We start from the raw sequence: 26,352 nt of genomic DNA, 5'->3' as shown, positions 1-26,352 counted from the left end.
CTGCCTTATTTGACGGCTTTCTTGACCGCGTCCTTGGTGTCACCAATGGCCTTTTCAACCTGGCCTTTCTTTTCCTGCACCACGCCTTCAGCGCGCAGCTTGTCGTTTCCGGTAACTTTGCCGATGCCTTGCTTGATGTTGCCGACGGCTTCGTCTTTCAAACCTTTTGCCTTATCCGCTGTGCTGCCCATGGTATTTCTCCAGAAGAACAATCAAGGGTTTTGGTCATTACGTAGAAATTGACCCGGGGCTGTCCGGCAGAGTTTCAATTATTTTCCATGGACATTTCATCGCCGGGCGCAGGTTTGGCTTTATGTTTTGTGGCCAACCCACGAGAATGCCCGGCACATTCAGGCTATAACGCTGAATAACAGATCCCGTAGGAAGGTTATGAAACTCAATAAAGCACAGGCCATCGCCCGCAGAAACACCGAACTGGGCGGTGCCGTACTCGGCGTCAACAACTGCCACTTCACCGACCTGGACCGCAAACGCAACATCTGGTGGTTCGATCTGCCGGTGGGCCGTATTGCGGTGGGCCAGTACGAGTGGATTCACCTGTTGATGCACAACGCCGAGACCGACCAGTTGCTGCACCTGAAGGTGCCGACGGCGTTTTTGCGCGAACACATCGAAGGCCTGGTGGTGCGCAATGCGGGCAAGCGCAAGCCGGAGATCACCCTGGAGCTGAGCGCAGATAAGGATTCGTTCTTGAAGGACGTGCGGCCAGCGGGTGCAGGCGTCGGCTTCGCCCAGTTCGCCCTGTAAAAACCGGATCAAAAACGGTGGAAGCTGGCTTGCCTGCTCCCACATTGGATTGCGTTCCAATCCAGCCCGGGAAATCAGCAGGCATAAAAAAACCCCGCGTTCGCGGGGTTTTTTTATGCGTTACTTCTTGAGACCGAGCTTTTTCAGCTCTTCATCACGCAACTCACGCCGCAGGATCTTGCCCACGTTGGTCGTCGGCAACGCATCGCGGAACTCAATGACCTTCGGCACCTTGTAGGCCGTAACGTTGGCGCGCATATGCTCCATCACCTGGTCCTTGGTCAGGGTGGCGCCCGGCTTGACCACGATGAAGATCTTGATGATCTCCCCGGACTTCTCGTCCGGCACACCGATGGCCGCGCATTGCAGCACACCCGGCAGGCCTGCCAGCACGTCTTCCAGCTCGTTGGGGTACACGTTGAAACCCGAGACCAGGATCATGTCCTTCTTGCGGTCGACAATGCGCATGTAGCCATCCGGCTGGATGATCGCGATGTCGCCGGTCTTCAACCAGCCTTCGCTGTCGAGCATCTCGTCGGTGGCGTCCTGACGCTGCCAGTAGCCCTTCATCACCTGTGGGCCCTTCACGCACAGCTCGCCGGTTTCGCCCAGCGGCAACTCGGTGCCATCATCGGCGATGACCTTGCACACGGTGGACGGCACGGGAATGCCGATGGTGCCGATCTGGATATGCTGGATCGGGTTCACGGTCGCGACGGGGCTGGTTTCGGTCATGCCGTAGCCTTCGCAGATGCCACAACCGGTCACGGCTTTCCAACGCTCGGCGGCGGCCAGTTGCAGGGCCATGCCGCCCGACAGGGTGACCTTCAGCGCAGAGAAGTCCAGCTTGCGGAACGCTTCGTTGTTGCACAGCGCCACGAACAGCGTGTTCAGGCCGACAAAACCGCTGAACTTCCACTTGGACAATTCCTTGACCATCGCCGGCAGGTCGCGCGGGTTGCTGATCAGGATGTTGTGGTTGCCGATCAGCATCATCGCCATGCAATGAAAGGTGAACGCATAGATGTGGTAGAGCGGCAGCGGCGTGATCAGGATCTCGCAGCCCTCATTGAGGTTCGAGCCCATCAGCGCCTTGCATTGCAGCATGTTGGCGACAAGGTTGCGGTGGGTGAGCATCGCGCCCTTGGCCACGCCGGTGGTGCCGCCGGTGTATTGCAGCACGGCCACATCACTGCTGGCGGGGTTGGCGTCGCTTACCGGCTGGCCCTGCCCCTTGGCCAGCACATCGTTGAACTTGATCGCCTTGGGCAAGTGATAAGCCGGGACCATTTTTTTCACGTACTTGATGACGCTGTTGATCAGCAGACGCTTGAGCGGCGGCAACAGGTCGGCGACTTCGGTGACGATCACATGCTGGACGGCGGTCTTGGGCACGACCTTTTCCGCCAGGTGCGCCATGTTGGCCAGGCAGACCAAGGCCTTGGCACCGGAGTCGTTGAATTGGTGTTCCATTTCCCGCGCGGTGTACAGCGGGTTGGTGTTGACCACGATCAAGCCGGCCCGGATGGCACCGAACACGGCGACCGGGTACTGGAGGACGTTGGGCAGTTGCACGGCGATGCGGTCGCCGGGCTTCAAGTCGGTGTGCTGTTGCAGGTACGCGGCGAAAGCACCGGACAATTCGTACAACTCACCGTAGGTGATTGTCTTGCCCAGGTTGCTGAAAGCCGGTTTGTTGGCGAAGCGCTGGCAGGACTGCTTCAGTACCGCCTGAATATTCGGATACTCGTCTGGATTGATTTCTGCAGCAATCCCGGCGGGGTACTTATCCTTCCAAAAGTCTTCGTTCATGGAAGCCCACTCCTCAGCGACGCGAATTCATCATCGCATTTGATGCGATTATTATTGGTGTATGTTTTTTTAAGGTGAATCTGGCGCTTTCAAGCAGGCCGAGACGTCACAAAGCGCGCCGAGAGTAGCAGCTTTGCCAAGGGCCGACTAGAGCCAAACGCGGGCCCTACAGTCATATTCGCGACTGTCCTACAATATTTGGTCACACTATAAACAGCACTTAATTTGCCTCGGGAAAGGCTCTGGAATAAGGCTTTGAGGACACCGAACAGCAAATGTGGGAGCGGGCTTGCCCGCGAATGCGGTGCATCAGTCTACATATCTGGTGACTGGTACACCGCATTCGCGGGCAAGCCCGCTCCCACATTTTTTGATTGCATTTCAATTCGGGGTCAGGCGATGTCGCGCAGTTCCCGCCGCAAGATTTTCCCTACAGGAGTCATCGGCAACGACTCACGCAACACAATATGCTTGGGCACCTTGTAGCCGGTGAAGTTGGTCTTGCAGTACGTCTTCAATTCCTCAAGGCTCACACCCTGGGCGCGGGCGACCACGAACAGCTTCACCGCCTCCCCCGTGCGCTCGTCCGGCACGCCGATCACCGCGCAGTTGGCCACCGCCGGGTGCGCCATCACCACATCTTCGATCTCGTTGGGGTACACATTGAAGCCCGAGACAATGATCAGGTCTTTCTTGCGGTCGACGATGCTGACAAAGCCATCGGTGTCGATCACCGCAATGTCGCCGGTCTTGAGCCAGCCTTCGGCGTCGAGCGTCTCGGCGGTGGCCACCGGCTGCTGCCAGTAGCCCTTCATGACCTGCGGACCCTTGATGCACAACTCGCCGCGCTCGCCCAAGGGCAATTCGCGGCCTTCGTCATCAATGACTTTCATCGCCGTGCCCGGCACCGGAATGCCCACGGTGCCCAACCGCGATTGGCTGCCGTAGGGGTTGGTGCTGGCGACCGGCGACGTTTCCGTCAGCCCGTAGCCCTCGCCGATAGTGCAGCCGGTCAGCGCTTTCCAGCGCTCCGCAGTGGCCTTGACCAGCGCGGTGCCACCGGAGTTGGTGATCTTGAGGTGGGAGAAATCCAGGGTCTTGAAGTCCGGATGATCCATCAATGCCACAAACAGCGTGTTCAACCCCAGCAGGCAGGAGAAGCGCCACTTCTTCAACTCCTTGATAAAGCCGCCGATGTCGCGCGGATTGGTGATCAGCACGTTGTGGTTGCCGGTCACCATCATGCACATGCAGTTCGCCGTGAATGCATAGATGTGGTACAGCGGCAGCGGCGCGATCATCACTTCCTGCCCCTCGCGCACCAGCGGCTGACCGTCGTCGTTGACCTGGGACATGCACGCCCGCGCCTGCTGCATGTTCGCCACAAGGTTGCCGTGGGTGAGCATCGCGCCCTTGGCCAGGCCGGTGGTGCCGCCGGTGTATTGCAGCACTGCGATGTCGTCCAGGGTCACGGGATGGCGGATCACGCCCAGGCCTGCGCCCATGCGCAACGCACGCTTGAAGGAAACGGCGCGCGGCAGGCTATAGGCCGGGACCATTTTCTTGACCTTGTCGACCACGGTGTTGACCAGCCAGCCTTTGGCAGCGGGCATGAAATCGCCCATCTTGGCTTCGATCAGGTAGTCGATCTCGGTATCGGCGCACACTTCCTGCACCCGCGAACCGAACAGGTTGAGGTAGACCAGCGCACGCACGCCGGCGTCCTTGAACTGGTGGCGCATCTCGCGTGGGGTGTACAGCGGGTTGGTGTTGACCACGATCAGCCCGGCGCGCAGGGCGCCGAACACGGCAATCGGATAATGCAGCACGTTGGGCATCTGCACCGCAATGCGCTCGCCGGGCTTGAGGTCGGTGTGCTGTTGCAGGTAGCCGGCGAACGCCGCACTTTGGCGCTCCAGCTCGGCGTAGGTCAGGGTGATACCCATGTTGCTGAACGCCGGACGGTCGGCAAAGGTCTTGCAGGAACGCTCGAAGACTTCGATCACCGACTTGTAAGAGGTGAGGTCGATGGCATTGGGAACGCCCGCGGCGCGTTTGTCATTCCAGAAATCAGGTTGCATTATTCTTGTCCTCTTACCTGAGTGTGTCCGGCCGCTTTTGCACTGCATACAAAGCGGAGCTTTGGGGACGTTAGCAGCTATGGCCAAACAGGCAAATACAGGAAAGAGCGTCATTAATTGCGTGAATCTTCCTACAAGGCCCTGCACTGATCAGACGCTTCCCGTGGGATGAGCTATACACTGCAACGACCCCGAGCAAAGGAACCGCCATGAACCACAGCACCTTCTGGCTGACCGCGAATGACCACAGCCGCCTGTACGTCAATCAATGGCTGCCGGACGGCCCCGCCAAGGCGATGATCATGCTGTCCCACGGCATGGCCGAGCACAGCGGGCGCTATGCGCGCCTGGCACAGGCACTGTGTGCGGCGGGCTACGGCCTGTATGCACCGGACCAGCGTGGCCACGGCCGCACCGCCGACGAAGGCACCCTGGGCCTGTACGCCGAGCACGACGGCTGGAACAAAGTGGTGGGCGACCTCGCCAGCCTCAACCAGCATATCGGCCAGCAGCATCCGGGGCTGCCGATCATTCTGCTGGGCCACAGCATGGGCAGCTACATCGCCCAGGCCTATCTGCTGCATCACAGCGCCAGCCTGAGCGGCGCGGCTCTGAGCGGCTCGAATTTCCAACCCGTGGCGCTGTACCGCGCCGCCCGGGTGATCGCGCGCATCGAGCGGGCCCGCCAGGGCCTGCGCGGGCGCAGTGCGTTGATCGACTTCCTGTCGTTCGGCTCATTCAACAAAGCGTTCAAACCCAACCGTACGGCCTTCGACTGGCTCAGCCGCGACCCGGCGGAAGTCGACAAGTACATCAACGACCCGCTCTGCGGTTTCCGCTGCACCAACCAGCTGTGGGTCGACCTGCTCGGCGGCTTGCAGCAAATCAGCAAAGCGTCCAATCTCGCGCAGATCGATCCGGGCCTGCCGATCCTGGTGACCGGCGGCGAATGTGATCCGGTGAGTGAGGGCAAGCGTCTCACCCATCTGGCCAACGCCCTGCGTGAAGCCGGCTGCCGCCACGTGCAACTGACGATCTACCCGCAGGCGCGCCATGAAGTGTTCAACGAAACCAACCGTGACCAAGTCACCGCCGACCTGCTGACGTGGCTCGACCAGGCCCTGACCCTGCACAGGCCGGCCCGCTGCGAATAATGTTTGCTTTAGAATCAGCCGATTAAATTACCGATTAGCCACAGGATGCACCTTTAGATGACCCAGGTAACCAACACCCCGTACGAAGCCCTTGAAGTCGGCCAGACCGCCAGCTACAGCAAATTGGTGGAAGAGCGCGACATCCAGCTGTTCGCCGCGATGTCCGGTGACCACAACCCGGTGCACCTGGACGCCGAATACGCCAAGGCGACCATGTTCAAGGAGCGTATCGCCCACGGCATGTTCAGCGGTGCCCTGATCAGCGCGGCGGTAGCCTGCGAATTGCCTGGGCCGGGCACTATCTATATCGGCCAGCAGATGAGCTTTCAGAAGCCGGTGAAGATCGGCGACACCCTGACCGTGCGCCTGGAAATTCTCGAAAAACTGCCGAAATTCCGCGTACGCATCGCCACGCGGGTGTTCAACCAGCGCGATGAGTTGGTGGTGGATGGTGAAGCGGAGATTCTGGCACCGCGTAAGCAGCAGGTGGTGACGCTGACCGAATTGCCGCCGATCAGCATTGGCTGAAATCTACACAATACAAATGTGGGAGCGGGCTTGCCCGCGAAAGCGGTGGATCAGTCACCAACACTGTGACTGAGAGACCGCATTCGCGAGCAAGCCCGCTCCCACATTCGTTACAACGTAAGGCTTACGACTGGGCGCGAGCCTGGTTACGCAGCGCCTTCACCTGGTCGTGGTTACGTTGCACCCCGTGGTACTGACGCTCAACCAGGTCACGAATGCCCAACAGGTTGTGCTTGTTGATCTTCTCGATCGCTTCTTTGTAAGCCTTCAGTGCGTGGTCTTCACCGCGCTCGGCTTCGTTCAGTACCGCCTCTTCATCCTTGCCGGTGAGCATCGACTTCACGTCGACCCAGCCACGGTGCAGTGCGCCGGCAACGCTGCCGGAATCTTCCGGATCGCCACCCAAGGCACGCACGGCAGTCTTCAGCTCGGCAGCAGCAGTGGCGCAGTCGGCGGAACGCTTGGCGAACAACGCTTTGAGCTCTGGGTGCTTGATGTCTTCAGCGCACTCTTTGAAACCCTTTTGACCGTCGATGCTGGTTTCAATCAGGTCGTTCAGTACGGAGATCGATTCTTTGGTGATGTCAGTCATTTTCCAATTCCTTGTACGGGTTAAGAGGTTGTCTTAATGATTGCAGCGCCCGTGCCAGTTTTTTCAATAACAACTTTTCCTTTGTTTTCAATAACTTAAAAATATTTGAACCATCTGTATGTACGTTATTTGCATGATCTGTCAATTGGCCTTCATGCAGAATGCCTGTATTTTCAGGGCTCTCGACTCATTCGTCTGAAGCCCCATGAACCCCGAAAAACTCGAACTGCTGATCACCCGCCAAATGCCCTTCGGCAAGTACAAGGGCCGGATCATCGCCGACCTGCCCGGCCCCTACCTGAACTGGTTTGCCCGAGAAGGTTTCCCCCACGGCGAACTGGGCGGGCTGCTGGCATTGATGCAGGAAATCGACAGCAACGGCCTGGCCGAATTGCTCGAACCGTTGCGTGTAAAACACGGCAAGCCCGCCCCCCGCCATTAAGAAAGAACCCCGCCATGCCAAGGAATGCCGATAACGAGCAACACTGGACCGCCATTGCCAGGCGCTATGAGCTGGAGCCTGGCCCGATCAATCTGGAAAACGGCTATTTCGGACGCATGAGCCGCGTCGTGCGCGCGCAGTATCTGGAACACGTGGCGTTTATCAACCGCAGCAATTCCCTGCATGTGCGCCAGCGTTTCGAGCAGGGCGAAAACGTCGAGATCCGCCGCCAACTGGCTGAGCTGATCAACGTCGACCCCGAGTCGGTCGCCTTCACCCGCAACGCCACCGAGGCCTTGCAGTCGCTGATCCGTAACTACAACCGCCTGGAGCCGGGGGATCAGGTGTTGATCAGTGACCTGGAGTACGACACGGTCAAAGGCGCCATGCGCTGGTTGGCCGGGGTTCGCGGCGTGGAGGTGATCGAACTGTCCCACGCGCACCCGGCGAGTTTCGACAGCCTGCTGCGGACATATCGCGATGCGTTCGCGCAATACCCACGTTTAAAGCTGATGGCGCTGATCCACGTCACCCATCGCACTGGCCTGGTGATGCCGGTCGAGGCGATCGCCAAGGCGGCGCGTGAATATGATGTGGATGTGATCCTCGACGGCGCTCACGCCCTGGGCCAGATCGACTTCAACCTCGCCGAACTGGGCATTCAGTTCGCCGGTTTCAATCTGCACAAATGGATCGGCGCGCCGCTGACCCTGGGTTTTCTGTACATCGCGCCCGAGCGCCTGGCCGACATCGACCCGGACATGGGCGAGTTTCACTACCCGCCCAGCGACGTGCGCGCACGCACGTCCTACAGCACACCGAATTTTCCGGCACTGATGACCTTGCCCTCGGTGTTTGAGGAGCATCGAAGCCTGGGAGGCTCGGCGGCCAAGGGCGCGCGGGTGAATTACCTGCGTGACCTGTGGGTGAGCAAGGTGCGGCCGCTGGCGGGGGTTGAGGTGCTGACGTCGGATGATCCGCGCCTGTATTGCGGGATTACGGCGTTCAAGTTTGTCGGAAGGGACCAGCAGGCGATGGCAGATCGTTTACTCAAGGACTACAACCTGTTTACCACCACACGGGTGGGCGCGGCGTTTGGGACCTGCATTCGGGTGACGCCGGGGTTGGTGACGTCGGCTGCGGATATCAATGTCTTGGTCACCGCCATCGCCGAACTCAACGCCGATTAAAACTGTGGGAGCGGGCTTGCTCGCGAATGCGGTGTGTCAGCAATACATCTGCAAGCTGAACCACCGCATTCGCGAGCAAGCCCGCTCCCACACAAGCCCATTCCAACCCAAGGATTTACGCTGGCCTGAAAGGGTTTCTGCAGGCAAAAAAAAGCGGTACACCGACCAAGTGCACCGCAAAAATGCCGTCAAGCACAGCAACAACGATTCGATGAATCAGATCAATCCAGCAGCGCCAGCGCCTCGGCGGTGACTTCCTGAATGCGGGCCCAGTCGCCGTTCTTGATCCACTCAGGATCAAGCATCCAGCTGCCGCCCACGCACATCACATTTTTCAACGCCATGTAGCTTTTGATGTTGGCCGGACCAACGCCGCCGGTCGGGCAGAATTTCACTTCGCCAAACGGGCCGCCCAGGGCCTTGATTGCCGCGACGCCGCCGCTGACTTCAGCCGGGAACAGCTTGAAGCGGCGATAACCCAGCGCATAGCCTTCCATGATCCCGGAGGCGTTGCTGATGCCCGGCAGCAGCGGGATTGCGCTGTGCACCGAGGCTTCCAGCAGGTCGCGGGTGATGCCTGGGGTGACGATAAATTGCGAGCCGGCGACTTCGGCCGCTTCGAGCATATGGCGATCCAGCACGGTGCCAGCACCGGTGCACAGTTCCGGGCGTTGCTCGCGCAGCACCTGAATGGCCTTGAGGCCGAACTGCGAACGCAGGGTCACTTCCAGCGCGGTCAAACCACCGGCGGCCAGAGCATCGGCCAGCGGCAGGATGTCCTGTTCGCGGGCGATGGTGATCACCGGCAGGATCCGCGCCTTGGCGCAGAGGCTGTCGATCAGGGCAACTTTATCCGCCATGGACACGGTCGGTTGAGGGCTTTTCATAGCGGCTGATCCTTGGCTCATGGGCACCAGTAAATCTCTAATGTGGGTTGCAAAAACGCGCGAATCGGCATGGCAGCGATGTCGTCACCGGCCAGTGCAGCGCTCAAGGTCGTCAATTTCGAACTGCCGGAAATCGACAGTACGGTGTAGTTCGCCGAAGCCAGCAGCGCGCGACTCATGGTCAGGCGCTGGTGGGGTACGGTCGGCGCCAGCATCGGCCAGCAACGGCGCGTGCCGTCCGGCTGCAAGGCTTCGCTCAGGTTCGGGCTGTTGGGAAACAGCGACGCGGTGTGACCGTCATCGCCCATGCCCAGCACCAACACGTCAATCGCCGGCAATTCCGCCAGCAGGCGATCGGCCTGCTCGGCAGCGTCTTCAAGATTGGCCGCGGCGCTGTACAGGCTCAGGAATTTGGCCTTGGCCGCCGGGCCTTGCAGCAAGTACTGCTTGAGCAGACCGGCGTTGCTGTCGGCGTGTTCCACCGGCACCCAGCGTTCGTCGGCCAGGGTGATCGTCACCTTGGACCAGTCCAGGCCTTGCTTGGCCAGGTTCTGGAAAAACGCCACGGGGCTACGGCCACCGGACACCACCAACGTGGCTTCGCCACGGGCGCTGATGGCCGCACGCAATTGCTCCGCCACGTCATTGGCCAGGCCTTGCGCCAACAGCACCGGCGTACGGTACTCGTGCGGCGTGACGCCCTGGGGCAGTTTCAAATCAGATATCGCCATACCACGACCTCCCATCCCGCGTGATCAGTGCAATGGAGCTCATCGGCCCCCAGGAACCCGCCGCGTACGGCTTGGGCGCATCACCGGATTTTTTCCACCCGGCGATCAACTGGTCACACCACTTCCACGCGGCTTCGATTTCATCTTTACGCACAAACAGGTTCTGATTGCCGCGCATCACTTCGAGCAACAACCGCTCGTAGGCATCGGGAATCCGTACGCTGCGATAGGTGTCGGAAAAATTCAGTTGCAGCGGCCCGCTGCGCAGTTGCATGCCCTTGTCCAGGCCCTGCTCCTTGGTCATTACACGCAAGGAAATACCTTCGTCCGGTTGCAGGCGGATGATCAGCTTGTTACTGATCTGCAAGCGCTGCTCGGGGGCGAAGATGTAGTGGGACGGTTCCTTGAAGTGGATAACGATCTGCGACAGCTTTTGCGGCATGCGCTTGCCGGTGCGCAAGTAGAACGGCACCCCGGCCCAACGCCAGTTGCGGATGTCGGCACGCAGGGCGACGAAGGTCTCGGTGTCGCTCTGGGTGTTGGAATTCTCTTCTTCGAGGTAACCCGGCACCGGCTTGCCAGCGCTGTAGCCGGCGATGTACTGGCCACGCACAACCTGGGTGGTCAAGCCTTCCGGGCTGATCGGCGCCAGGGCCTTGAGCACCTTGACCTTCTCGTCACGGATACTGTCGGCGGACAGGTCAGCCGGCGGGTCCATGGCGATCAGGCAAAGCAGTTGCAGCAAGTGGTTCTGGATCATGTCGCGCAGCTGGCCGGCCTTGTCGAAGTAGCCCCAACGGCCTTCGATGCCAACCTGCTCGGCGACGGTGATTTCCACGTGGGAAATGTAGTTCTGGTTCCACTGGGTTTCGAACAGGCTGTTGGCGAAACGCAGGGCGATCAGGTTCTGGACGGTTTCTTTGCCCAGGTAGTGGTCGATGCGGTAGGTGCGGTTTTCCGGGAAGAACTGCGCCACGGCATCGTTGACCTTGCGCGAGGATTCCAGGTCCGAGCCGATGGGTTTTTCCAGCACCACGCGGGTGTTTTCCGCCAGGCCGGCCTTGGCCAGGTTTTCGCAGATCGCACCGTACACCGCCGCCGGGGTGGCGAAGTAGGCGATCAGACGTTGTTCGTGGCCGACTTTTTCCGCCAGGGCGACGTAGTCATCGGCGTTCTTGAAGTCGACGTGGACGTAGGTCAGGCGGGCCAGGAAACGTTGGGCGATGGTTTCGTCCAGTTCCTTGCCGACGTAGCTGCGCAGTTCTTTTTCGATATGGGCCAGGTGCTGTTGCTCGGTCCCGGCTTCACGGGCCAGGGCCAGGATGCGGGTGTCGTCGTGCAAGAGCCCGGCGCCATCGAGTTGATAGAGGGCAGGAAATAACTTGCGCAGCGCCAGATCACCCAAGGCGCCAAACAGGGCAAAGGTGCAGGGTTCTACGGTTATCGAAGGCATGATGTTTGTTCTTTTATCAAGTTAAGCTACAAATACCTTTTTTCAAGGCATCACTCAAGGAAAAATGTAGTAATAACCACAACATTTTCCCGAAATACGCATTGCGAGTGGTGGTGTTCAGCTACCCTCAGTAGGATAGGCCACCGCAAAAGACCACTGGTCGATTGGTTGCCACCCTTATTTGCATCGTCGCCCGAAGGAAAGACTGAATGGACCGCGTGCGAAATCTTCTGGAACAGATCCAGAACCGCCTCGAAGAATTGAACAAGGCCGAGAAAAAAGTCGCCGAGGTCATCCTGCTCAACCCGCAGCAGGCGACCCGCTTCTCTATCGCCGCCCTCGCCCAAGCCGCCTCGGTCAGTGAACCGACGGTCAACCGTTTCTGCCGTTCGTTCGGCGTCAGCGGCTACCCTGAACTGAAATTGCAACTGGCGCAAAGCCTGGCCAGCGGTGCTGCGTATGTCAGCCGCGCCGTGGAGGCCGATGATAACCCCGAGGCCTACACCCAGAAGATCTTTGGCAGCGCCATCGCGTCCCTGGACAGCGCCTGCCAGGCCCTGGACCCGAACTTGATCAGCAAGGCCGTGGACCTGCTGATCCAGGCGCGGCAGATCCACTTCTTCGGCCTCGGCGCTTCGGCACCGGTGGCGATGGACGCGCTGCACAAGTTCTTCCGCTTCAACCTGTCGGTCACCGCCCACGCGGACGTGCTGATGCAGCGCATGATCGCGTCGGTGGCGCATACGGGCGAGCTGTTCGTGATCATTTCCTACACCGGGCGTACCCGTGAGCTGGTGGAAGTGGCACGTATCGCCCGCAGCAACGGCGCCTCGGTGCTGGGCGTGACCGCCGAGAACTCACCATTGGCCAAGGCCAGTACGGTGAGCCTGAATATTCCGCTGCCGGAAGATACGGACATCTATATGCCGATGACCTCGCGGATCATTCAGTTGACGGTGCTGGATGTGCTGGCGACAGGCATGACGCTGCGCCGTGGGGTGGATTTCCAGCCCCATCTGCGCAAGATCAAAGAGAGCTTGAATGACAGCCGGTATCCGGTTGGAGATGAGTTCAACTAAGGCTGGAATCTCTACCAGCTGTACCGGCCTCTTCGCGAGCAAGCCCGCTCCCACATTTTGATTTGTGAACACATTCAAATGTGGGAGCGGGCTTGCTCGCGAAGGGGCCCGCAGCCACACCGCTACACCCTAGCCCTGGCCTGCAGACTCAAATGCGCCCGCTCCCCCGGCGCCAAACTGGCAGCGGCCATTGCCGACTCCACGCACACAAACCCCGACGCCTCGTTGAAGCTCACGCCCAACAGCGGACGACTGCCCGGATGCCACACCACGGTGTCGGCGCTGTCGCCGGTATCGATGCACAGTTCGCGCTGCCAGGCGTGGTCCTTGAGCTGCAATTCACCGTCATGCTGGAACACCCGCTGGCAGCCGCCGTCCACCCGCAACTCACCTTCCTGCTGGCAAGCCTGGCGACTGAGCTGGTCATAACCTTGCGCGCCGTCGAGCCCAGACAGCGCTACCTCATCAACGTGACCAATACGCCAGTAGGCGTGCAAAGCATGGCTCAACTGACACGGCAGTTCGTCCTGATGCTCGGTGCTCAGGCGCAGTTCCAGGGTGTCGCCCAGGTGTGCGTGCAGGTCGACCTGCCAATCGCACAACTGCAGTTGCCAATGCAGACGCACACCGTCGTCGTCGGTGCTGCTGTCGAGCAGTTTCCAGTCGATCAGCCGCGCCCAGCCGTGGGATGGCCACGCGTTCTCGCTGGGATGACGGCCATACCACGGCCAGCACACCGGCACGCCACCACGGATCGCGCCGACTTGCGGCCACTTCGCCGCACACCACAGCCAGGGTTTTTGCCCCGTGGGTTGAAAGTGCAACAGTTGCGCGCCCTGACGACTGAACACCGCCTGGCACAACGGGTGGTCGATCACCAATACGTCGCGCATCTGAAAGCGCTCCCAGGCGAACACTGGACGTTCGCGCAGGGATTTGAAAAAGCGTTGCAGCGGTTGCTCATGCATTTGCCACTGTCCTGAAGGTCTTCACAGTGCTGCGCAAAAAAAAGCGGATAGCCATGGCTACCCGCAAAATGCGCACAGAGAGAAGGAGCTTATCGCAACAACGTTAGAACGTAGACTGAATTTTCAGGCCAGCCACCAACGCGTTGTCGACTTTGTCCACGCCGCCAGGTTGCACGACGTATTGCAGGTTGGGACGCACGGTCAGCCAGTTGGTGACGTGGAAACCGTAGTTGATTTCAAAGTTGTACTCGGTCTCGCGGATCGGCGTGTACAGCGGGTTGTCGTAGTCGCTCACGCCATTGGAGGCGTTGAGCAGCTCGGCGTTTTTCTTCACGTCATTGTTGACGTGCAGACGCGCCGCACCGATGCCGACGTCATCTTTTGGACGCGCGTCGAACGGACCTTTGTACACCAGCATCAACGACTGGTAGTTGTCGACGGTGTTGGTTTCCTTGTCGTGGAACGTGGCGTTGGCCGCGATGTTCAGACCACGGGAAGCGTCACCGTTGTGGGTGGTGAGCTGCTGTTGAGCAACGAACCAGTAGCCTTTTTTGCTGCTGTGGGTACGGTAGGCCGCGCGCGTGGTAGCCGCATCGTTACCGTTCACGTCTTCACGCACGTCGGAGGCATCAGCCGCGCTCTTGTAGTAACCCACACGGTATTCGCCCGGCAGGTTATTGACCTTCGGCGACCAGACCAATTCCACCGGGATAACAGTGCCTTTGGTGCCGCTGCCGCTGAGCTTGAAGCCGTTGCCGTGCTCCAGCTGCGACGGGTTCTGGTTGTACGCACCGATTTGCGCGTACAGCTCAGGATTGATGTGGTACTTCACGCGGATCGCAGCCTGGCTGACCGGCCAGTTGTACCAGGTGCTCACATAGTTACCGACCTGGGAACCGCAGAACGACAGGTTCTGGAAGTCGCACGGGAAGGTGTTGAAGTCTTCGCCTTCACCGAAGTAACCGAGCTTCACGTCCAACTTGTTGTCGAACATCTGGTGCTGGATCCAGAACTGGGTCAGACGCACCATGTGGCCACGGCCGTAGACTTCCATCGACGAACTCAGCGTGCCGGCACGCGGGTCGCCGATGCGATCGTTGGAGATGTTCTGGCCATTACGGTTGGTCAACTGGATCTTGGCCTGGGTGTTGTCCCAGCCCCACAGTTTTTGCAGGTCCAGCGCGACGCCCAGGCCGAACTGGTCGGAGTAGCGACCGGTCTTGTCGGTGTTGTAGCCGCCGTGGGCGTTGTAGCCCATTTCGCCTACGTAGTCAGCCTTGATGTCGATACCTTGCTCGATCAGCTTGGTCCGTTCGCCGCCCCAATCGCCGGTCATCCACTTGGAATCGGCGCTGAATGCTTCGTCCGCCATCGCATTGGCGGACAAAACCAGGGCTGCTGCCGCTGACAGTTGGCAGATCAGCCGGGTAGTGTTGTGTTGCTTTTTCATCCCTACATCCTCGTCTTTATTGTTATTAAACTGTTTTTATCTAACGCGGGTTACTTTTTTATCAAAAACAACAACTTAACTGCTTCAGCGGCCTTTGAATTGGGCCACATTGTCGGCATGCCCCTGTGCGGGCAATGAAGAAGCAGTGCCCAGACGCTCGCCGGTATTGGCGTCGAACAGCAATACCTTGGATGGATCAAATTGCAGGGTCAGGGTCTCGCCCACCTGCGGGGCCACGTCGGGCGCCAGGCGGCAGCAGACCTTGGTGTCATTGAGTTGCACGAATACCAGGGTGTCCGGGCCGGTCGGTTCGGTGACCTGCACTTCGGCGCGGATGCTCGAACCGTTGCCCTCGCCCGCCGCCAGCAGGATCTGCTCGGGGCGCAGGCCAAGGATCACGTCACGGTCTTCAAGACCGGCGTCGGTCACGTTCAGCACCAGCTCGCAACGGGCCTGGCCGCTGTCGAGCAGGGCCACCAGACGACCGTCCTTGCGTTGCAGGCGCAGGGGCACGAAGTTCATCGGCGGCGAACCGATAAAGCTCGCCACGAACTGGTTGGCCGGGTTGTTGTAGATGTCTTTCGGCGTGCCGAACTGCTGAATGATGCCGTCCTTCATCACCGCCACTTTGTCGCCCAGGGTCATCGCTTCGATCTGGTCGTGGGTGACGTAGACGGTGGTGGTTTTCAGGCGCTGGTGCATCAGCTTCATTTCGGTGCGCATCTCGACGCGCAGCTTGGCGTCGAGGTTGGACAGCGGTTCGTCGAACAGGTAGATCTTCGGCCGCCGCGCCAGGGCACGGCCCATGGCCACACGTTGTTGCTGACCACCGGAGAGTTGGCCCGGCTTGCGGTTGAGTAGGTGTTCGATCTGCAACAGCTTGGCCACGCGTGCCACTTCGGCGTCGATGTCGGCCTGGGGCATCTTGCGGATCTTCAGGCCGAATTCGATGTTCTCGCGCACGCTCATGGTCGGGTACAGCGCGTAGGACTGAAACACCATGGCGATGTCGCGATCCTTGGGGCTCATGCCGCTGACGTCCTGGTCGCCGATCATGATCGCGCCGCCAGTGATGGTTTCCAGGCCGGCGATGCAGTTCATCAGCGTGGATTTACCGCAACCCGAAGGGCCGACCAGGATGAGGAATTCGCCTTCCTTGATCGACAGTTCGATGTTCTTCAAGGTGTCGGGCAGGCCGGGGCCATAGGTCTTGTTTACATTGCGAAGTTCAAGCGTAGCCATGATTACCCCTTGACCGCGCCGGCCGTGAGGCCGCGCACGAAATACTTGCCTGCGATCACATAGACCAGCAGGGTCGGCAGCCCGGCGATCATCGCCGCCGCCATATCCACGTTATATTCCTTGGCCCCGGTGCTGGTGTTGACCAGGTTGTTCAGCGCCACCGTGATGGGCTGGGAGTCGCCGCTGGAGAACACCACGCCGAACAGGAAGTCGTTCCAGATCTGGGTAAATTGCCAGATCAGGCAGACCATGATGATCGGGGTCGACATCGGCAGAATGATCCGACGGAAGATGGTGAAGAAACCTGCACCGTCCAGGCGTGCGGCCTTGACCAGCGCATCCGGAATGCTCACGTAGTAGTTACGGAAGAACAGCGTGGTGAACGCCAGCCCGTAGACCACATGAATAAACACCAGGCCGGTGGTGGTGCTGGCCAGGCCCATCTTGCCAAGGGTGAACGACGCGGGCAGCAGCACGGTCTGGAACGGCAGGAAGCAGCCGAACAACAGCAAGCCGAAGAATAACTGCGAACCTTTGAAGCGCCAGAACGACAGCACATAGCCGTTCAACGCACCGATGGCAGTGGAAATCAGCACGGCCGGCACAGTGATCTTGATCGAGTTCCAGAAGTAACCGTCTACCGTGGCCCAGGCCTTGACCCAGCCGATGCCGGTGACCACGGTCGGCCAGCTCAGCAGGTTGCCGTTGCTGATGTCATCCGGGGTCTTGAAGCTGGTGAGCAACATCACCACCAGCGGCACCAGGTACAGCAGCACCGCGAGGATCAGCACCGCGTAGATCGCGACGCGACTCAAGCTGATGGCAGGTTTGGAGGCGAGACTAGTCATGGCGTTTGGTCCTCAGCTCGGAGTAGAGGTAAGGCACGATGATCGCAAGGATCGCACCGAGCATCAGGATGGCACTGGCCGAGCCCATGCCCATCTGGCCACGGCTGAAGGTGAACGAGTACATGAACATCGCCGGCAGGTCGGATGAGTAGCCCGGCCCACCTGCGGTCATCGCCGCCACCAGGTCGAAGCTCTTGATCGCAATGTGCGCCAGGATCATCACGGCACTGAAGAACACCGGACGCAGGCTGGGCAGCACCACGCTCCAGTAGATGCGCGGCAGGCTGGCGCCATCGATCTGCGCGGCGCGGATGATCGATTGATCAACCCCACGCAGGCCCGCGAGGAACATCGCCATGATGAAACCCGAGGCTTGCCACACCGCAGCGATTACCAGGCAATAGACCACGCGATCCGGGTCGATCAGCCAGTCGAGACGGAAGCCTTCCCAGCCCCAGTCCCGCAGGAGTTTGTCCAGGCCCATGCCCGGGTTGAGCAGCCACTTCCAGGCCGTACCCGTAACGATCATCGAGAGCGCCATCGGGTACAGGTAAATGGTGCGGATAAAACCTTCACGACGGATACGCTGGTCGAGAAACACCGCCAGCAGAACACCAATCACCAGGGTGATGCCGATAAACATGCCGCCAAACAGCGCCAGGTTTTTGCTTGCGACCCACCAGCGGTCGTTGTCGAACAGGCGCTCATATTGCGCCAACCCCGCCCACTTGTAGCTGGGCAGGAAAGTGGATGTGGTGAACGACAGCACAAACGTCCACAGGATGTAGCCGTAGAAGCCCACCAGTACGATGAACATGCTCGGCGCCAGCACCAGTTTCGGTAGCCAGCGCTGCAGTGCATCGAACGGCGAGGCTTTGCTGAACACAGCAACAGAACTCATGGGGAAATCCAATGAAAGAGTGAGGGCAGCTGCAAGTTACAAGCTATAAGCGGCAAGAGAGGTTGCAGACCACTTGCAGCTAATAACTTGCAGCTTGTCGCTTACTTGGCCGACTTGATCGCAGCGCCCAGTTTCTTGGCGGTGTCGGCCGGGTCGGCTTTCGGGTCGTTGAGGAAGTTGGTCACGACATCAAAGAACGCGCCTTGCACCGCCAGGTTGGTGGCCATGTTGTGCGCCATGCTTGGCTGCAGGCCGCCGGTCTTGGCGTCGGCCAGGAAGTCCTTGGCAGCGGTCTGGGCGCAGGAGTCGAAGCCGAGCTTGTCCATGTTGTTCAACATGTCGTTACGCACCGGGATCGAGCCTTTGTTGATGCTGAAGACCTTCTGGAAGTTTTCACCCAGCACGACTTTGGCAATGTCCTGCTGGCCAGCGGCAGTGCCTTTGTCTTTCTGCTTGAACACCGCCAGGGAGTCGATGTTGTAGGTGAAGGCTTTCTCGGTGCCCGGGAAGGCGACGCACTCGTAGTCCTTGCCCGCGACTTTCTTGGCGGCGGTCCACTCGGACTTGGCCCAGTCACCCATGATCTGCATGCCGGCCTTGCCGTTGATGACTTTGCCGGCTTCGAGGTTCCAGTCCTGGCCTTTGCCGTCGACGTCCATATAGGTCGCGACTTTTTTCAGCTCGGTGAGCGACTTGACCATTTCCGGGCCCGTCAGCGCAGCGTTGTCCAGGTCGACCAGGGCTTTCTTGTAGCCGTCGGCTCCCATCACCGACAGGACGACGGCTTCGAACACCGTGCTGTCCTGCCAAGGCTGGCCGCCGTGGGCGAGCGCAATGAAACCGGCAGCCTTGAGCTTGTCGCCGGCTGCGTAGAATTCTTCGAGGGTGGTCGGGTTCTTGGTGATGCCGGCTTTCTTGAAGACTTCCGGGTTGATCCACAGCCAGTTGACGCGGTGGATGTTCACAGGCACGGCGACGTAGTCACCGTCGAACTTCACGGTATCGGAGACTTTTTTGTCGAGCAGGGAATCCCATTTTTCGTCTTTGGCCACGCCTTTCAAGACGTCGGTGTCGAGCAGGCCAGTGGACGCCCATTCCTGGATGTCGGGACCTTTGATCTGGGCAACGCCGGGTGGGTTGCCCGCAACTGCGCGGCTTTTCAGCACAGTCATGGCCGTGGCACCACCGCCACCGGCGACGGCACCGTCTTTCCAGGTGAAACCGTCTTTCTCAACTTGGGCCTTCAGGACATCCACTGCCGCTTTCTCACCGCCAGAGGTCCACCAATGCACCACTTCAACCGTACCTTTGGAGTCGGCGGCAAATGCACTGAGGGGAAACAACGAGGCAATGGAAATAGCGACGGCGAGGCGATTAATCGCGTTCATCTGAGTACCTTTTTTTGTTGTTATGCATGCAAGTCTAGAGCTTGCGCTGCACGGAGTTTAAACATGGATATTTAGGGCGCAGGTAACAAAGGGACGTACAAATGTCACCAGCTGGTGACATAAGACCCCGCCCCCAATGCACTGGCCATGCTTGGCGCCAACGGTAGCGCAGGCAGCAGCACCGCTTGCCAGGCATGGTACAGGTCCGGCTTGCCAGCCCAGATCGTGCTGCTAGGTTGGTTGTGCGGGCTGAGCTCGTGGTGCCAGCTGCCGTGGATGCGGTCGATGAAATGGGTTTCGCAGAACTCCCAGAAACGCCGATACCAGGTTTCGTAGTGCAACTCACCGGTGCGTTTGAGCAAGGCCTGGGCTGCGGCGCTGGCTTCGGCGTGGGTCCAGTGCAGGCGCTCACGCACCACCGGGCGCTGGTTCCAGTCCAGGGTGTAGACAATGCCGGGCGCACCATCGACCGCCCAAGCGTATTCGCAGGCGCTGGCGAACAGGCCTTTGGCGTCGGTCAACAACCAGTCCGGCGTGACCAGCCCAGCGCGCAGGCGCGAGGCCTCCAGGTGCAGCACCAGCCGCGCCCACTCGAACCCATGGCCAGGAGTGATGCCGTAGGGGCGGAAGCCGTCGGCGCGATTGTCTTCGTTGTAATCCAGCAGGGGCTGCCAGTGGGCGTCGAAATGTTCGATCACCATGTACTGGTTGCCGGCGGCGTGGGTGTGGATCACCCGCTCGACGATCCGCAGCGCGCGGTCCAGCCAACGCGTGTCACCGGTTACATCGGCCAGGGCGAGGAAGGCCTCGGTGGCGTGCATGTTGCTGTTGGCGCCGCGATAGGCTTCGACGCCACTCCAATCCTGGGCAAAGGTTTCGAGCATGACGCCCTCCTCCTCGTTCCAGAAGCACTGGTCGATGATGTGGATCGCGTCGTTTAGCAGGGCCTGGGCACCGGGAACACCGGCCACCACCGCGGAGCTGGCGGCCAGGGCGACAAAGGCGTGCAGGTAAGCAGCCTTGCCACGGTTGCCATCGAGGGCGCGGGGCGTGGCGAACCAGCCACCGTGCTGCGCATCCTTCAGCGAACCACTGAGGGCCGCGACACCGTGGGCCACCCACTCGGCGTAACCCGGCAGGCCAAGGGCGTAGGCCATGGCAAAGCTGTGGGTCATGCGGGCAGTGTTCATGGTTTCGGCGTGGGCATCGGCCGGCAGTTGGCCTCTGTCGTCCAGGTTGCCGAAACCGTCGGGCAGGCGCGCGGCCTTGGCGAATGCCAACAGACGCTGGCCTTCGGCGGCAAGCCAGGCGTGATGGGCAGGCGCGTTCAGCCAACTGCTGGCAGGCAGTGGTTGGGTGGTCATGGGTGGCCCTTATTATTGTTTATGGGGTGACCGGAGTCTAAACAAGGGCAGGATGGGGGCAAGTAACGAAGGGGATGGGAAATGTCACCAAGCGGTGACAATGCAGCCAAGAGTACTACTTAACTCTTGGCCCCAGTACAAAATGTGGGAGCGGGCTTGCTCCCACATTTAAATCGTTTTACACGCCGGTGGAATCACTGCCCCAACGGTGTGACCCTCGCCGGCGCATTAAGCTGTTGCTGCAGGTTCTGCACCTGGCTCTGCAAGGTGGTGATGTTGCGGGTGGTCTGGATGCGGAACACATCAAACTCTTTATTGGTCGGCGCATCGCTGCTGGCCGGCTGGTTTTCCTGGGCGCTCTTGAGCACCACCAGGTCCTGCTCCAAACGGGCAATGGCCGCACTCGGATTACCTTGTTTCTTCAGTGCGGCTACATCGGCAGCCAGCTCCTTGAACTCGGCATCGCGCTTGGCCGCCTCACCTTGTGCCGCCTTCAAGCCTGCCACGGCGTCGGTCAAGGCCTGCACCTGGCCTTGCAGCTTGCTGTTGGCGCTCGACAGTTCGGTGGTGCTGGCGGTCATGGTCGCCAGGCGCTTGTCGAGCTCGGTGGCCTGACCGGCCACGCCGACCTGCTGCTTGCCCTGCTCCAGCAACTGGGTCTCCAACTGGCGGATCTGCAACTTCAACGCTTCACTGCCGTTGTTCACACTGGCCTCACTGGCGACGACCTTGCCGGAAATATCCTGCAGGCGCCCCGCCGCTTCTTCGCTGATGCGCGCAAAGCTTTCCTGGGTGGCGACCAGTTGCTGACCCATCAGGGAAATCTGCTGGAAGCTCCACCAGGCCAGCCCGGCGAAGGCGAAGAGCAGCGCGCCGATCAGGGCCCACAATGGCCCGGTGCTAGCGCTCTTGACCTTGACCACCTTCGTGTTGCGCGAACGCACCGAGGTGGCGGGAGTCGGTTCGAAATCATCGTCATCCCCTACATCGGCCCGCAGGCTGGGAACGTCGTCGAAATCGTCTTTGGCATCGTTACGCATGAATCAACCCTGAATCGGTGAGGTGGCGAGCGACGGGAGTATAAACCGCAGTCCTGTCGCTCTGATCGACCCGGAACCACGAATTCGGTTCCCGATATGTTGCCTGTTGTGACCTTACTTGAGCCCCGAATCCTGGGCCTTCCACCAGCCGCAGAACTCGTCAAGGGCGGTCCACAGGCTGACCTTGGGCTCGTAGTCCAGATAATGCCTGGCACGGCTGATGTCGAGGGTGAAATCTTTGTTCATCACTTGCATGCCCAGGCGCGACAGCGCCGGTTCCGGGCGGCCGGGCCACATCGCGCAGAACGCTTCGTTCAACGCCGCAACGCCGTAGGACAAACCGTAGGACCGGTAACGCTTCACCTGCGGCAGTTCCATTTGACGCATCACATAGTTCACCACATCCCACACCGGCACCGGGGCACCGTTGCTGATGTTGTAGGCCTTGCCCAACGCCGAACCTGTGGCGAGCAAACTGCTGAGCAGCGCTTCGTTGAGGTTGTGCACGCTGGTGAAATCAACTTTGTTCAAACCGTCGCCGACGATGGCCAGGCGGTTCTTGCGCTGCATTTTCAACAGGCGCGGGAAGATGCTCATGTCGCCGGCGCCCGTCACGAAACGCGGGCGCAGCGCCAGCACTTCGAGGCCAAACTCCTGGGCGCCGAACACCTTCTGCTCGGCCAGGTATTTGGTCGCGGCGTAAGGATGCTTGAAACGCTTGGGGACTTGCTCTTCGGTCAACCCGAGGTGGTCGCGCCCATCAAAGTAGATCGACGGCGACGACAGGTGCACCAACCGGCCGACACGCTGTTTAAGGCAGGCCTCGACGACGTTTTCAGTCACCAGCACATTGCCCTGGTAGAAGTCCTGATACTTGCCCCACAACCCGACGGCGCCCGCGCAATGCACCACGGCTTCAACGTCGCGGCACAGTTCGCGTACCAGGTCGGCATCATTCAAATCACCCTGGATAAACTCGGCACCGCGCCTGACCAGGTGCTCCACACCTTCGGCGCGTCGCCCGTTGACCCGCACGTCGAGGCCCTGCTCCAGGGCGAAACGCGCAAAGCGTCCGCCGATGAAGCCGCTTGCGCCGGTGACCAGAATTTTCATGTATTACCCCATGTTCTTTCATTTTTCATCGCTGTTGCCTTGACGCCCGCTGTCAGTCCAACGGCACCAGCCATTGGCCACACGCCTGGGCCAGATGGTCGGTCAACAAGCCCAGCAGTTGCCCGCCACTGCGCCAATGATGCCAGTACAGCGGCACATCGATGGGCTTATCTGGCAATAACTCCACCAGCACGCCCTTTTCCAACTGGTCGCGCACCTGTAATTCCGGCACCAGGCCCCAACCGAGCCCGGCCTCCGTCAGGCGAATGAAGCCTTCGGAAGATGGGCATAAATGGTGTTCGAAACCACCGTCCACACCAAGCGAAGCCAGGTAACGGTGTTGCAGGAAATCATCCGGACCGAACACCAGCGCCGGAGTGCGCGCCAGTTGATCGGCACGTACCCCTCCGGGAAAGTGCCGGGCGATAAACGCCGGACTGGCCAGCGCACGATAGCGCATGGCGCCGAGCAACAGGCTGCGGGCCCCGGCCACCGGGCGCTCGCTGGCGCAGATACAGGCCGCCACCTCACCGGCGCGCATGCGTTTGAGGCCGACGGTCTGATCCTCCACCACCAGGTCCAGCAGCAAATGCTGCTCGGCGCAAAACGCGCTGACCGCCTCGGCCCACCAAGTGGCAAGGCTGTCGGCGTTCAAGGCGATGCGCAGGCGTTCGGGCATGCCCTCTGCGTCCAGCGCCGGCACCTGGCTTTGCAGGTCGCGCTCCAGCAGGCGCACCTGTTGCACATGGTTAAGCAGGCGCCGGCCGATGTCGGTGGGCGTCGGCGGCGTGGCCCGCACCAGCACCGGCTGGCCGATGCGTGCTTCAAGCAGCTTGATGCGCTGGGAAATCGCCGATTGCGACAACCCCAGCACTTGGGCGCCGCGTTCAAAGCCGGCCTGTTCCACCACCGCTGCCAGGGCGGAAAGCAATTTATAGTCGAACATCAGTTTCTCTAATGAGCGATCAGCAATATTGGTTTTTCTTATACAGCTTCGCCCGTGAGAATGACCAGCATTGCTTCTCCCTATTCAAGGAATTCTCACATGACTGGCGAAACCGCCCTGGCGACCCTGCTAAGTAGCATGAGCCCGCAGTTGAATGACGGCGACTATGTGTTCTGCACCCTGCCCGACCACCGCATCCCGGCGGGCTGTGAAGTGATCGGCAGCTTTCGCGAACAGGAAGGCCTGACGCTGATTGTTAAGCGCGAGCAAGCCGAACAGGCAGGATTGCAATTCGACTACGTGGCCGCCTGGATCACCTTGAACGTGCATTCGTCCCTGGAGGCTGTCGGCCTCACCGCCGCCTTTGCCAGCGCGCTGGGCCAGGCCGGAATCAGCTGCAATGTGATTGCCGGTTATTACCACGATCACCTGTTCGTCGGCCGCGCCGATGCCGAGCGTGCCTTGCAGGTGCTACGGCAACTGGCGGCGGACGCGGAGTAAATCCTATGTGGCAAAGCTATGTGAACGGCCTGTTGGTGGCCCTCGGTTTGATCATGGCCATCGGCACCCAGAACGCCTTCGTGCTGGCGCAAAGCCTGCGCCGCGAACACCATTTGCCCGTCGCAGCGTTGTGCGTGGTATGCGACGCGTTGTTGGTGGCCGCGGGGGTGTTCGGCCTGGCCACGGTGCTGGCGCAAAACCCGCTGCTGCTGGCGATTGCCCGCTGGGGCGGCGCGGCATTCCTGTTGTGGTATGGCACCCTGGCACTGCGTCGGGCATTTTCGAGCCAAAGCCTGGAGCAGGGCGGCAAACTCAAGGTGCGTTCGTTGCGCGCGGTGATGCTCAGTGCCTTGGCGGTGACGCTGCTCAATCCCCATGTGTATCTGGACACGGTATTGCTGATCGGCTCACTGGGCGCGCAACAAACCGAACCCGGTGCCTACGTGGCTGGGGCGGCCAGTGCGTCCTTCCTGTGGTTCGCCACCCTGGCCCTCGGTGCGGCATGGTTGGCGCCGTGGCTGGCACGCCCGGCCACCTGGCGCCTGCTGGACCTGTTGGTGGCGGTGATGATGTTCAGCGTGGCCTATCAATTGATCGCCGCCTGACGAATATTCCAAAACGCTCTGGAACCTCTATCCCACACAGTTGTTGCGTGGTTTTGCCGCACCCCCGGTGCTATGATCCGGACCCTGCGCCGCAAAGAGTACAAACTCCCCGGCGCTTGTTTGGCCGCCCGTGATCGGCCTTGCGCTCACCGCAACTGACCTGATTAGGAGAATCATCATGGCTTTCGAATTGCCGCCGCTGCCCTACGCACACGATGCCCTGCAGCCGCACATCTCCAAGGAAACCTTGGAATTCCACCACGACAAGCACCACAACACCTATGTCGTGAACCTGAACAACCTGGTGCCAGGCACCGAGTTCGAAGGCAAGACCCTGGAAGAGATCGTCAAGTCCTCTTCGGGCGGCATCTTCAACAACGCTGCCCAGGTCTGGAACCACACCTTCTACTGGAACTGCCTGGCGCCAAACGCCGGCGGTCAACCAACCGGCGCGCTGGCTGAAGCCATCAACGCTGCGTTCGGTTCGTTCGACAAGTTCAAGGAAGAGTTCACCAAGACCTCCGTCGGCACCTTCGGTTCCGGTTGGGGCTGGCTGGTGAAAAAGGCTGACGGTTCCCTGGCCCTGGCCAGCACCATCGGCGCCGGCAACCCGCTGACCAGCGGCGACACCCCGCTGCTGACCTGCGACGTGTGGGAACACGCCTACTACATCGACTACCGCAACGCGCGTCCAAAGTATGTGGAAGCGTTCTGGAACCTGGTCAACTGGAAGTTCGTGGCTGAGCAGTTCGAAGGCAAGACCTTCACTGCCTAAGCAACACTTGCAGTAAAAAAAGCCCGGCAATGCAGGCTGTGTGAAAACGCAGCCCACGCCGGTCTAAAGCAAATGCCCCGACTTGTCGGGGCATTTGCTTTTGCGGTTTCGGATAGCAAAAAAGGGCTTTTCAGCCCATCAACTCCATCATTTTTCGCACCCCCGAAACGTTTATGGCTCTTTTCAGGTTGTACACCTGCATCGCTAGCGCCATTTCCGTTCGTGTACCGTCGAGTTGGCGAAGCAGGAACCGGGCGGCAGATTGCTAGGTTTTCACACAGCCTGAATTGCCGGGCTTTTTCATGGTTAGCGCAAACCCCACGAGGAACTCTCACAGCGTCAGCCGCCACTTATTCGGTGAGGGGATTGTAGAACCGTAGACATCCTTTACATCTGAAACCGGGGACATCGTTTACACATTTTAGGCTTGGACGCGGCCCATGCCTCGTCCAAGCCTCCCTAGGGGATAGTCACACAGGTACAGATCCCAAACA

General features: G+C 60.1%; 26 protein-coding genes. 9 read left to right on the top strand and 17 right to left on the bottom strand.

From position 1 onward, the window contains the following. Positions 1 to 5 precede the first annotated feature (5 nt). Positions 6 to 191, bottom strand: a complete 186-nt coding sequence (locus IB241_RS25945) for a CsbD family protein (RefSeq protein WP_192301030.1) — start codon at positions 189 to 191, stop codon at positions 6 to 8. A gap of 199 nt (positions 192 to 390) precedes the next feature. On the opposite strand from IB241_RS25945, the gene IB241_RS25940 reads away from it, so the two are divergent. Next, positions 391 to 768: a hypothetical protein gene (locus IB241_RS25940; protein WP_010208214.1), complete on the top strand. Its 378-nt coding sequence runs from the start codon at positions 391 to 393 to the stop codon at positions 766 to 768. A 120-nt stretch (positions 769 to 888) separates the two neighbouring features. On the opposite strand, the gene fadD1 is transcribed toward IB241_RS25940, so the two are convergent. Together fadD1 and fadD2 are read right to left on the bottom strand one after the other, a co-directional pair. Then, positions 889 to 2,580: a long-chain-fatty-acid--CoA ligase FadD1 gene (gene fadD1, locus IB241_RS25935; protein WP_192301029.1), complete on the bottom strand. Its 1,692-nt coding sequence runs from the start codon at positions 2,578 to 2,580 to the stop codon at positions 889 to 891. A gap of 392 nt (positions 2,581 to 2,972) precedes the next feature. Next, complete coding sequence (gene fadD2 / locus IB241_RS25930; protein WP_192301028.1) at positions 2,973 to 4,661, bottom strand: long-chain-fatty-acid--CoA ligase FadD2; 1,689 nt, start codon at positions 4,659 to 4,661, stop codon at positions 2,973 to 2,975. A gap of 209 nt (positions 4,662 to 4,870) precedes the next feature. Here fadD2 and IB241_RS25925 point away from each other — a divergent pair, with 209 nt between their 5' ends. Together IB241_RS25925 and IB241_RS25920 are read left to right on the top strand one after the other, a co-directional pair. Continuing rightward, entirely contained in the window at positions 4,871 to 5,815 is a 945-nt protein-coding gene (locus IB241_RS25925; RefSeq protein WP_192301027.1) for an alpha/beta hydrolase, read from the top strand. A 57-nt stretch (positions 5,816 to 5,872) separates the two neighbouring features. Continuing rightward, positions 5,873 to 6,343: a MaoC family dehydratase gene (locus IB241_RS25920; RefSeq protein ID WP_010208208.1), complete on the top strand. Its 471-nt coding sequence runs from the start codon at positions 5,873 to 5,875 to the stop codon at positions 6,341 to 6,343. A 124-nt stretch (positions 6,344 to 6,467) separates the two neighbouring features. Here IB241_RS25920 and IB241_RS25915 read toward each other — a convergent pair whose 3' ends face one another. After that, a complete protein-coding gene (locus IB241_RS25915) occupies positions 6,468 to 6,935 on the bottom strand; it encodes a ferritin-like domain-containing protein (RefSeq protein WP_192301026.1) in 468 nt (155 codons plus the stop codon). A gap of 205 nt (positions 6,936 to 7,140) precedes the next feature. On the opposite strand from IB241_RS25915, the gene IB241_RS25910 reads away from it, so the two are divergent. Both IB241_RS25910 and IB241_RS25905 read left to right on the top strand, forming a co-directional pair. Beyond that, entirely contained in the window at positions 7,141 to 7,377 is a 237-nt protein-coding gene (locus IB241_RS25910; protein ID WP_135289383.1) for a DUF3820 family protein, read from the top strand. 14 nt (positions 7,378 to 7,391) lie between these two features. Then, positions 7,392 to 8,567 carry an aminotransferase class V-fold PLP-dependent enzyme gene (locus IB241_RS25905; protein ID WP_192301025.1) on the top strand — a complete coding sequence of 392 codons (1,176 nt, stop codon included), beginning with the start codon at positions 7,392 to 7,394 and terminating at the stop codon, positions 8,565 to 8,567. A 221-nt stretch (positions 8,568 to 8,788) separates the two neighbouring features. Here IB241_RS25905 and IB241_RS25900 read toward each other — a convergent pair whose 3' ends face one another. Genes IB241_RS25900 through zwf form a run of 3 tightly spaced genes read right to left on the bottom strand, consistent with a single transcriptional unit; the run spans position 8,789 to position 11,638 of the window. Continuing rightward, the gene (locus IB241_RS25900; protein WP_192301024.1) at positions 8,789 to 9,454 is read right to left on the bottom strand and encodes a bifunctional 4-hydroxy-2-oxoglutarate aldolase/2-dehydro-3-deoxy-phosphogluconate aldolase; all 666 of its coding nucleotides are present in this window, start codon (positions 9,452 to 9,454) and stop codon (positions 8,789 to 8,791) included. A 17-nt stretch (positions 9,455 to 9,471) separates the two neighbouring features. After that, on the bottom strand, positions 9,472 to 10,185 hold the full coding sequence (gene pgl / locus IB241_RS25895) for a 6-phosphogluconolactonase (RefSeq protein WP_192301023.1): 714 nt from the start codon (positions 10,183 to 10,185) through the stop codon (positions 9,472 to 9,474). Then, positions 10,172 to 11,638: a glucose-6-phosphate dehydrogenase gene (gene zwf, locus IB241_RS25890; RefSeq protein WP_192301022.1), complete on the bottom strand. Its 1,467-nt coding sequence runs from the start codon at positions 11,636 to 11,638 to the stop codon at positions 10,172 to 10,174. Before zwf ends, pgl begins: the two co-directional genes overlap by 14 nt. A 218-nt stretch (positions 11,639 to 11,856) precedes the next feature. Here zwf and IB241_RS25885 point away from each other — a divergent pair, with 218 nt between their 5' ends. Next, the gene (locus IB241_RS25885; protein ID WP_177413991.1) at positions 11,857 to 12,717 is read left to right on the top strand and encodes a MurR/RpiR family transcriptional regulator; all 861 of its coding nucleotides are present in this window, start codon (positions 11,857 to 11,859) and stop codon (positions 12,715 to 12,717) included. A gap of 122 nt (positions 12,718 to 12,839) precedes the next feature. Here IB241_RS25885 and IB241_RS25880 read toward each other — a convergent pair whose 3' ends face one another. The 10 genes from IB241_RS25880 to IB241_RS25835 all read right to left on the bottom strand — a co-directional run bounded on the left by IB241_RS25880 (position 12,840) and on the right by IB241_RS25835 (position 23,977). Further along, positions 12,840 to 13,685, bottom strand: coding sequence for a D-hexose-6-phosphate mutarotase (locus IB241_RS25880; protein WP_192301021.1), 846 nt, complete (start codon positions 13,683 to 13,685; stop codon positions 12,840 to 12,842). A 103-nt stretch (positions 13,686 to 13,788) separates the two neighbouring features. After that, positions 13,789 to 15,135, bottom strand: coding sequence for a carbohydrate porin (locus IB241_RS25875; protein WP_192301020.1), 1,347 nt, complete (start codon positions 15,133 to 15,135; stop codon positions 13,789 to 13,791). Positions 15,136 to 15,219: 84 nt separating this feature from the next. Continuing rightward, a complete protein-coding gene (locus IB241_RS25870; RefSeq protein ID WP_192301019.1) occupies positions 15,220 to 16,377 on the bottom strand; it encodes an ABC transporter ATP-binding protein in 1,158 nt (385 codons plus the stop codon). Between the two features lie 2 nt (positions 16,378 to 16,379). Then, positions 16,380 to 17,225: a carbohydrate ABC transporter permease gene (locus IB241_RS25865; protein WP_124524882.1), complete on the bottom strand. Its 846-nt coding sequence runs from the start codon at positions 17,223 to 17,225 to the stop codon at positions 16,380 to 16,382. Further along, complete coding sequence (locus tag IB241_RS25860) at positions 17,218 to 18,126, bottom strand: carbohydrate ABC transporter permease (protein WP_192301018.1); 909 nt, start codon at positions 18,124 to 18,126, stop codon at positions 17,218 to 17,220. The genes IB241_RS25865 and IB241_RS25860 overlap by 8 nt, the downstream gene beginning before the upstream one ends. Before the next feature lie 101 nt (positions 18,127 to 18,227). After that, positions 18,228 to 19,514, bottom strand: coding sequence for an ABC transporter substrate-binding protein (locus IB241_RS25855; protein WP_192301017.1), 1,287 nt, complete (start codon positions 19,512 to 19,514; stop codon positions 18,228 to 18,230). 104 nt (positions 19,515 to 19,618) lie between these two features. Further along, positions 19,619 to 20,878 carry an AGE family epimerase/isomerase gene (locus IB241_RS25850; protein WP_192301016.1) on the bottom strand — a complete coding sequence of 420 codons (1,260 nt, stop codon included), beginning with the start codon at positions 20,876 to 20,878 and terminating at the stop codon, positions 19,619 to 19,621. Positions 20,879 to 21,072: 194 nt separating this feature from the next. Then, on the bottom strand, positions 21,073 to 21,918 hold the full coding sequence (locus IB241_RS25845) for an ATPase (protein ID WP_192301015.1): 846 nt from the start codon (positions 21,916 to 21,918) through the stop codon (positions 21,073 to 21,075). A gap of 114 nt (positions 21,919 to 22,032) precedes the next feature. Further along, positions 22,033 to 23,031 (bottom strand): NAD-dependent epimerase/dehydratase family protein, encoded by a 999-nt coding sequence (locus IB241_RS25840; protein WP_192301014.1) that lies wholly within the window; start codon positions 23,029 to 23,031, stop codon positions 22,033 to 22,035. A 52-nt stretch (positions 23,032 to 23,083) separates the two neighbouring features. Further along, positions 23,084 to 23,977, bottom strand: coding sequence for a LysR family transcriptional regulator ArgP (locus IB241_RS25835; protein WP_192301013.1), 894 nt, complete (start codon positions 23,975 to 23,977; stop codon positions 23,084 to 23,086). Positions 23,978 to 24,076: 99 nt separating this feature from the next. Here IB241_RS25835 and IB241_RS25830 point away from each other — a divergent pair, with 99 nt between their 5' ends. The 3 genes from IB241_RS25830 to IB241_RS25820 all read left to right on the top strand — a co-directional run bounded on the left by IB241_RS25830 (position 24,077) and on the right by IB241_RS25820 (position 25,858). Then, a complete protein-coding gene (locus tag IB241_RS25830) occupies positions 24,077 to 24,478 on the top strand; it encodes an ACT domain-containing protein (RefSeq protein ID WP_192301012.1) in 402 nt (133 codons plus the stop codon). A 5-nt stretch (positions 24,479 to 24,483) separates the two neighbouring features. Continuing rightward, positions 24,484 to 25,083, top strand: a complete 600-nt coding sequence (locus IB241_RS25825; protein WP_192301011.1) for a LysE/ArgO family amino acid transporter — start codon at positions 24,484 to 24,486, stop codon at positions 25,081 to 25,083. Between the two features lie 178 nt (positions 25,084 to 25,261). Continuing rightward, a complete protein-coding gene (locus tag IB241_RS25820; RefSeq protein ID WP_192301010.1) occupies positions 25,262 to 25,858 on the top strand; it encodes a superoxide dismutase in 597 nt (198 codons plus the stop codon). The last annotated feature ends 494 nt before the right edge of the window (positions 25,859 to 26,352 follow it).

This window comes from Pseudomonas sp. PDM05 (assembly GCF_014851685.1).
In the GTDB taxonomy this organism is placed as follows: Bacteria; Pseudomonadota; Gammaproteobacteria; order Pseudomonadales; family Pseudomonadaceae; genus Aquipseudomonas.
The sequence above is the reverse complement of the archived record's forward strand: the minus strand, read 5'-3'. Positions and strand labels throughout refer to the sequence as shown.